Annotated in this window: 7 protein-coding genes; all 7 read right to left on the bottom strand. The window is 74.5% G+C overall.

The features are described 5' to 3' along the window. Window positions 1-215, bottom strand: a 215-nt coding sequence (locus J0695_RS37100; RefSeq protein ID WP_206969161.1) for an acyl carrier protein, incomplete at its 3' end; no start/stop codon positions are given. A gap of 47 nt (window positions 216-262) precedes the next feature. After that, window positions 263-463 carry an acyl-CoA carboxylase subunit epsilon gene (locus J0695_RS37095; protein ID WP_206969160.1) on the bottom strand — a complete coding sequence of 67 codons (201 nt, stop codon included), beginning with the start codon at window positions 461-463 and terminating at the stop codon, window positions 263-265. Window positions 464-588: 125 nt separating this feature from the next. Then, the gene (locus J0695_RS37090) at window positions 589-2,670 is read right to left on the bottom strand and encodes a condensation domain-containing protein (protein ID WP_206969159.1); all 2,082 of its coding nucleotides are present in this window, start codon (window positions 2,668-2,670) and stop codon (window positions 589-591) included. Beyond that, complete coding sequence (locus tag J0695_RS37085; protein WP_242553672.1) at window positions 2,667-3,458, bottom strand: 4'-phosphopantetheinyl transferase family protein; 792 nt, start codon at window positions 3,456-3,458, stop codon at window positions 2,667-2,669. Before J0695_RS37085 ends, J0695_RS37090 begins: the two co-directional genes overlap by 4 nt. Window positions 3,459-3,486: 28 nt before the next feature. Then, a complete protein-coding gene (locus tag J0695_RS37080) occupies window positions 3,487-4,581 on the bottom strand; it encodes a hypothetical protein (RefSeq protein WP_206969158.1) in 1,095 nt (364 codons plus the stop codon). Beyond that, window positions 4,578-5,534 (bottom strand): SRPBCC family protein, encoded by a 957-nt coding sequence (locus J0695_RS37075; protein ID WP_206969157.1) that lies wholly within the window; start codon window positions 5,532-5,534, stop codon window positions 4,578-4,580. Before J0695_RS37075 ends, J0695_RS37080 begins: the two co-directional genes overlap by 4 nt. A 127-nt stretch (window positions 5,535-5,661) precedes the next feature. Continuing rightward, complete coding sequence (locus J0695_RS37070) at window positions 5,662-6,519, bottom strand: AfsR/SARP family transcriptional regulator (RefSeq protein ID WP_206969156.1); 858 nt, start codon at window positions 6,517-6,519, stop codon at window positions 5,662-5,664. Window positions 6,520-6,759: the final 240 nt, after the last annotated feature.

Genomic DNA, 6,759 nt, shown 5'->3' with positions numbered 1-6,759 from the left:
TCGGCACCGGCATCGTGGCCGTAGAGCGCGTCGGCCACGATGCCGGTGCCGAAGCGGGCGTTGACGGCGGCCATCAGTTCGGCCGTACGGATGGAGTCCAGGCCCAGTGCCTGGAAGCGCTGGTGCGGTGCGATCCGGTCGGGTTCGACGCGCAGTACGGCGGCGAGTTCCCGCGTCACTGCGTCAAGAACATCGGTCAGCGGCTCGCTGGTCATGGTGGACGCCTCCTGGGTGGTGTGCCGGCCCGAAAAGTCTTTCGCCGTCACGGCTGGTGGTGCGGCGCCCTGTACGCGGTCGGCGGCCGCCACCAGCGGGAGCCGCCCGCCCGCTCCTCGCGGCGGCTCAACTCCCCGCCCCGCGCGCGCAGGGCGAGCAGCACGATCGTGAGCGCGGCCAGTTCGTCGGCGTCGGCCCGGCCGCGCACGACACGCAGGCGGAGCTCGTCGTGGCCCGTACCGCCCATGCCCCGCCTCCTCCGGCCTCCCCGACACCGTCGGACAGCGCGCTCGAAGCACGCTCTCGCCCCGCTGGAGAAACACCGGTGCGGGTCCGCCCGCTTCTCGCCCGGCACCGGTCACAGGGCGCCGGTCACCCGCTCCTCGCCCGGGCCGAGCGCAGCCCCCGGGCGAGCGCACGCGCGCTCGCCTCGGCGCCGCCGGTGCCCGTCATGACGACGGTCGTCGCGGCGGCGGACCGTACCGGCGTGCCGCGGCCGATCCCGTACGCGACCCGGCCGGCAGGACCGCACCCGCACAGCACCAGCCGGCGCCCCCCGCCCACCAGTTCGCGCAGGGCGGGCGGGAGCGGGTCCGCCGGTCCGCCGGGCCCTTCGAAAGATGCGAAGGACGCGAACGACGCGAAGGACAGGGACACGACGCGCTCCGGCCCCTCGTGCGCACGGACCAGTGCCTCGTACGCGCCGGGCGGCACACCGGGGACGGTGACCAGACAGATGACGTCGGCCCGCGGCTCGCCGGGGCGCAGCACCTCCACTGCGGCGCCCCGCACCGCGGGCGCGTGCCGGGCCGCGCGGGGCGCCCCGGAGCTCTCCAGCAGGGCGAGCACCTGTTCCACGGTGCGCCCCGCGCCCTGCGAGTCGGAGAGCCGGCGCAGCAGCTGCACGCACTGCGACAGCGTCTGGGAGGCGTCCGCGTCCGACAGTTCGGCGCGGTCGTAGACGGCGGTCAGCAGCAGCACGTCCGAGTCGTCGTGCTGCGCGGCGAGCGTCACCGGCAGACTCGTGTCACCGCTCACGCTGCGCGGTACGTCCACCTCGATGTCCTGGGCGGCGAGTTCGGCCAGCAGCGCCTGCGGGATCCTGGGGCGGCTGTCGAACCGTACGAGGGTGTCGGTGAGCCGTACGGCGTCGTCACGGCCGCTCCACTCCCCCACCCGGTCGCCCGGGACCCAGGCGTAGGCGGTCAGGTCGAGCGCGGCGTCGCGGACCTGCCGCAGCAGGTCCTCCACCGGGGCGGCGGGGTCGACGGTCACCGTCATCGGCAGGACGCTGCCCAGCAGTCCGGGGGTGGCGGCGGCGTCCCGCAGGGTGAGGTCACGGCCGGAGAAGTGCACGCCGAAGCTGACCGGGGCGGGCCCCCGCACGCCCGCCGCCCGGTACAGCAGCAGCGCCCAGACCACGTGCAGCGCGCTGCTCTCGCCGGCTCCCTGCAGCGCCGCCCACGATCTGAGCCGCGCGGTCTGATGGGGCCGCAGCCGGCGCTGGATGCGGCCGGCTCCCGCCTGGTGGGTGAACCCTCCGGGGCGGCCGGGACTCACCGCGGCGCCGGGAGGCGGCGCGGCGGCGGCCCAGAACTCCTGCGCGGCCGCGGTGTCGTGGCCCGCCAGCCATACGGCGTGGTCGCGGATGTCGGGGCGCCGCTCGCCCCCGGGGACGGATCCGCCCGCGAGATAGGCGCGGTAGAACTCCCGTACCAGCAGGTGCGCGCCGCGTTCGTCGAGCAGGGCGCTGTGGTAGCTCAGCAGGACCCTGGTCTCCGCGCGGCCGTCCTGCGCGGGGTGCGGCGGGCCGTCGAGCAGGGCCAGCCGAAGCAGCCCGGGCCGGTGCAGTGCGAAGCCCCGCGTCCGGTCCCGCCGCAGCAGCTCGCTCCAGCCGACCGTCGCGGAGCCGTGGCGTACGACCTCGACGGCCGCCCGCTCGTGCAGTACGAGCCGGGGCGCCGCGCTCCAGTCGAACGAGGCCCGCAGCACGGCCTCCCGGTCGGCGACGGACTGCCAGGCCGCGGTGAACAGGCCGGTGTCCAGCGGCCCCGACCAGTTCCACAGGAGCTGCTCGATGTGGCGTCCCGGGCTGTCCTGCCGGGAGACGGCCGCGAGCAGGATGTCGCGCTGCTGCCCCGTCACCGGGACCGTGTCGGCGGTGGGCGGCGCCAGCAGATCGGCCAGGAGGTCCGGTGTGAGCGGCGCGTCCGGCACCCCGGTCGCGTGCCCCGTCCCGGCGGGGGTGAGCCGCACGAGGTGCCGGCCGGTGCCCTCGTCGAGGGAGACCGACCAGGTGCGGTGGTGCTGGGCGAGGCGGGCCGCGACGGCTTCCGCCCCCGGGGTGTCGAGCGGACCGCACAGCTCGAAGACGAGGGGGGCACCGGGCCCCGCGCCGTCCGGCTCGTGCAGGACGACGGGAACGGTGTCCGCGTACGGGTGAGGGCCGCTCATCGTCCGCCGGGGCGTCCCGGCCCCGGGGACGCGCGATGCGCCTCGCTCACCAGATACCGGTCCCCCACGAGATGGGTGGCGAAGGACCAGCCGCCGGCCGCCGCGCCGGAGTCCTCGGTGAGGACCGGTCGTCCCTCGGCGTCCCAGTGGAATCCCACGGCGCTGAAGCGGCGCCGCATTCCCTGCCCGAGTGCTTTGGTGTACGCCTCCTTGAGCGTCCACAGGCGCAGCAGTCGCGCCATGCGCTCGCCGTCGGGCAGCACGTCGAGCACCCCGGCCTCCTCCGGGGTGCACACCTGGGACCGCAGCAGTTCGTACGAGATCCGGCGGGTGGCCGATTCGGTGTCGACGCCGACGGGTCCGCCGCGGCTGACCGCGACGACGATCAGGTCCTCGGTGTGGGCGAGGCTCAGGTGCAGCTCGTCCCCGAAGCCGCGCAGCGTGGGCCGGCCCCCGGGCTCGTAGGCGAGATCGAGAGCGGCCGGGGCTGCGTCGAGGACGGCGGCGGCGGTGTACTTCATGACCACGCGCGAGACCGCGAAGACGAACCGGCCGGCCGCGGCGGGGGCCTGCCGGTAGCGCGGCCAGTCGGGCCCGAGCAGCGTGCGCAGGTCCGGGTCGAGAAGGGCTGCGGCCAGCCACTCGCCCCACGTGGTGTGCACCACGACCCGTCCCGTGTCCTCGGCCCGCTCGCGCACCTCGTCCCACGGGGCGTCGGGCCCGGCCACATGGACGGGCGGCGCAACGGACTGCGCACCCCACTGCGGTACGAACTGCGGCACGGTCATGTCCCCCACCTCCGGTTCTCCCCGGCGCTCACCACAGCGGCCGCGTGGCGTACGCGTCGTCGCGGCCGGCGCCCTGCCGGGACCGCCGGGACAGCTCCGCCCAGAGGGCGGCGCGCGGATCGGCCTCGTGGGCGGGCAGCGGTACGCCGAGCCGCTGCCCGACGCGTTCCAGCGCGAGCAGCGCCCAGTGGGGGCCGCCGGGAAGACCCGCATCCGTGCTCGGGGCCTCCCCGACCGCTCCGAGCACGGCCCCGGCGAGCAGCACCAGGGCAAACCGGTCGGCCAGCGCCCGCGCCGCGGGGTCGGCCGGGTCGGCGGGAGCGGTGGTGCGCAATGAACGGCTTACGGCACGCTGCTCGGTGGCCAGCCGGCGGGCCACCCGGGCGAGCGCGGTCACGGCCGGATCGGCGCCGCCGGCCGCGGCCAGGCGCGCCGCCCCGCCGGGCAGCGCGGACATGAGGGCATCGGCGCACCGCGCACCCGCGTCCGTCGCCTCGGCGTCCTCCTGCCGGGGCAGCGCGAGGATCAGCTGCGCCTGCCGGAGGGCGGCGGCCGTCCAGTCGGTGCCGGCGGCCGCGCGGTGCGCCTCCACCGCGGCCAGCGCTCCGCGCTCGGTGCTGCCGGGGCCGAACCCGCTCTCGTTCAGGACCAGTTCGAGGTCCGCCAGCAGTGCGCCGACCAGGTGCGGTACGAGGTACCCGGCCGCGGCGACCGGCACGGACATCCCGTCGCCGTCGCCGTCGGGGCGCGCACACCGCAGCGCCGCCGTGGTCAGGCACTCGCAGGCGAGCAGGTCCGCGAAGGCCGCGGCCAGGACGGGCTGCCACTGTCGTACGGCCGGCTGGTGCGGGGCGAGGCCGTCCACGATGCGCGTGGTGCCGTGCAGGATGTCTCCGGCCGCCGCGATGAGCGCCGCGGGCCCGAGCAGCGCCGCGGTCTCCGCGGCCGGATCCGCCACCGGATCGGCAGCCGGGTCCGCCATCGGGTCCGCCATCGGGTCCGCCATCGGGTCCGCCATCGGGTCCGCGGCCGCCTCGACCGGCGGCGGCGCGGCGGCGCGGGTGCGCGCGCCGGACGGTATGAGGGTCATCGCCGGTCTCCCCTCGTCCTCGGTCGTCTTCATCGCAGCCGGTGTACGGGGCTCTCCGCATGCCACTTGGCCAGGCCGAGCGCCTCCTGGTCCGCGCGGCCGAGCCACTCGCGTACGTGACTGCGGGCATCCGCCAAGCACGCGTCCTCGCCCAGGACTTCGGTGACGGCCTCCTGGCGGAGCAGCACACGGTGGGCGGAGATCACGGTCAGCCCCGACTCGTCCGGCACCAGGGACCACTCGCCGGTGTGCGCGGCGATCAGGTCGGGGGTCACGGTCTCCTTGTAGACGATGCGTCCGGCGGCGGGGAAGCAGAGCCGTACGACCTCGGCGTTGACCGTCAGACCGGTGTGCGCGGCGAAGGTGTCGAGCGCGGCGATCTGGACGCCGGGCCGATCCTCGGTCACCTGGGCCGCGTCGACGCGCGGGAGCAGATCGGCCCAGTCCTCCATGCGGTAGAGGAAGTCGTAGACGAGCTCGGAGGGCCCTTCGACGCGTGTGCTGTCGTCGAACGAGAGGAGCAACTCGTCCAGCCTGTCCCACTGCTGGGCCATCTGCCGGATCTCCTCGAGCCGCACGCGCACCTGCGCATCGAGGGCGCCCGGGGCCGCTGTCCCGGCCGGGGAGAGCTCCTCGTACCGCAGGGTCAGAGAGGAGGACCACTCGTCCGCCGGCTCGACGCTCCAGGTGCCGGCCGCCAGCGCGCCGGGCCAGGAACCGCCGTCGCCGGCGAACTCCTCGAAGTCGATGGTCCGCGTACGCGGGTGCAGCATCCGTCTGATCCGCGAGGCGCGGACGTGCTCGTCGACGACGTCCCAGGCCCACAGGTGGTCCCCGGCCCCGTCGGACTCCATGCGTTCGACATGGACGCAGGAGGGGAGGAACACCGGCCAGCGGGGGGCGTCGGCGAGCATGCCGTAGACGACCGAGGCGGGCGCGGCCACGGAGACGGTACAACGGGCGGAGTGCACTGTCTGCGACGACATGGGCGGCCCCCTCCTCCGAGTATGCGCAGGTACGCCGAGGCTGGCCCGCAGGGCTGGACCGGCGCTCGAATCCGGGCGGAGCGGCAGTGGGAACCGGCGCCCCGAGGCCCCGAACAGGCCGTTCCGGTCAGGCCGTTCGGGTCAGGCCCAAACCGGCGGGCGTCCCGGCGAGTCCGGAGCCGGAGCCCGGTCCTGCGGCGGGCGCGGGGGCGCCGATCGGGCCGGAGACGAGGATGGCGCGCTGCAGTTTGGCGAGCGCGGACGACGGTTCGAGACCGAGGGTCTGCACCAGGGTCGTACGCAGCCGCTGATAGGCGTTGAGCGCCTCGCCGCGTCGCCCGGAGCGGTACAGGGCGAGCATGTACTGGCTGCACAGGCTCTCGTGGGTGGGGTACCTGCTGACGATCACGGTCAGCTCGGCGAGCAGTTCGCGGTGGCGTCCCAGCCGCAGATCGGCCTCGATCCGCTGGTCGAGGGCGCACAGCCGGCTCTCCTCGAGCCGCTTGACCTGAGGCTCCAGGTGGAGTCCGGCCTGGATGTCGCCGAGCGCAGGACCGCTCCACAGCGCGAGCGCCTCGCGCAGCCGGGCCGCCGCCTCGCGGTAGTCCTCGGAGTCCATCGACCGGTACCCGGCCCCGGCGAGCCGGTCGAACTCCCGTACGTCGCTGGTGCCGTCACGGGTCTTGAGCAGGTAACCGCCGGGGACCGTCATGAGGATGTCCTTGGCGTTGCGCTGCGGCTCGCCGCCCTGTTCCAGCGCGGCGCCGATCAGTTCGCGCAACTGGAGGATGTAGGTCTGCAGCGTCGGGCGTGCGCTGCGTGGGGGCTCGCTGCCCCACAGCTCCTCGGTCAGTGTGGCGACCGGCACCACGTGGTCGGCGTGGAGAGCCAGCAGGGCAAGCACCTGTCGCGGCTTGGGGGCAGTCGGGGTGACCGAGACACCCTGCTCCCGCACTTCCAGTGTGCCGAGTACGTCGATGTCCACAACTGTCTCCCCGGTCGGCTGCCGCCTTGTGAAGCGTACTTCTAGCGTCCTTAGTAAAAAACAGCGCGGACGGTTTGTCAATCAGAAAAGAGCAAGGACAACAGGGGTTCGAAGGAGGAACAAAATTACCCAAAACTCCAGATAGTCGCTGAGGACGCTCCGACGGGGCGCCCACTAACAGACCGTTCACGCTGTTCTACTCGTCGTCAACCGGTCCCGCGGGTGCCGTCGGCGCCGACG

Source organism: Streptomyces beijiangensis (genome assembly GCF_017315755.1).
Taxonomy (GTDB): domain Bacteria; phylum Actinomycetota; class Actinomycetes; order Streptomycetales; family Streptomycetaceae; genus Streptomyces; species Streptomyces beijiangensis.
The sequence above is the reverse complement of the archived record's forward strand: the minus strand, read 5'-3'. Positions and strand labels throughout refer to the sequence as shown.

Excerpts from the sequence above, each read along its gene's own strand:
- J0695_RS37085 (WP_242553672.1), bottom strand. The coding sequence starts at position 3,458 with ATGACCGTGCCGCAGTTCGTACCGCAGTGGGGTGCGCAGTCCGTTGCG.
- J0695_RS37090 (WP_206969159.1), bottom strand. The coding sequence starts at position 2,670 with ATGAGCGGCCCTCACCCGTACGCGGACACCGTTCCCGTCGTCCTGCAC.
- J0695_RS37075 (WP_206969157.1), bottom strand. The coding sequence starts at position 5,534 with ATGTCGTCGCAGACAGTGCACTCCGCCCGTTGTACCGTCTCCGTGGCC.
- J0695_RS37080 (WP_206969158.1), bottom strand. The coding sequence starts at position 4,581 with ATGAAGACGACCGAGGACGAGGGGAGACCGGCGATGACCCTCATACCG.
- J0695_RS37095 (WP_206969160.1), bottom strand. The coding sequence starts at position 463 with ATGGGCGGTACGGGCCACGACGAGCTCCGCCTGCGTGTCGTGCGCGGC.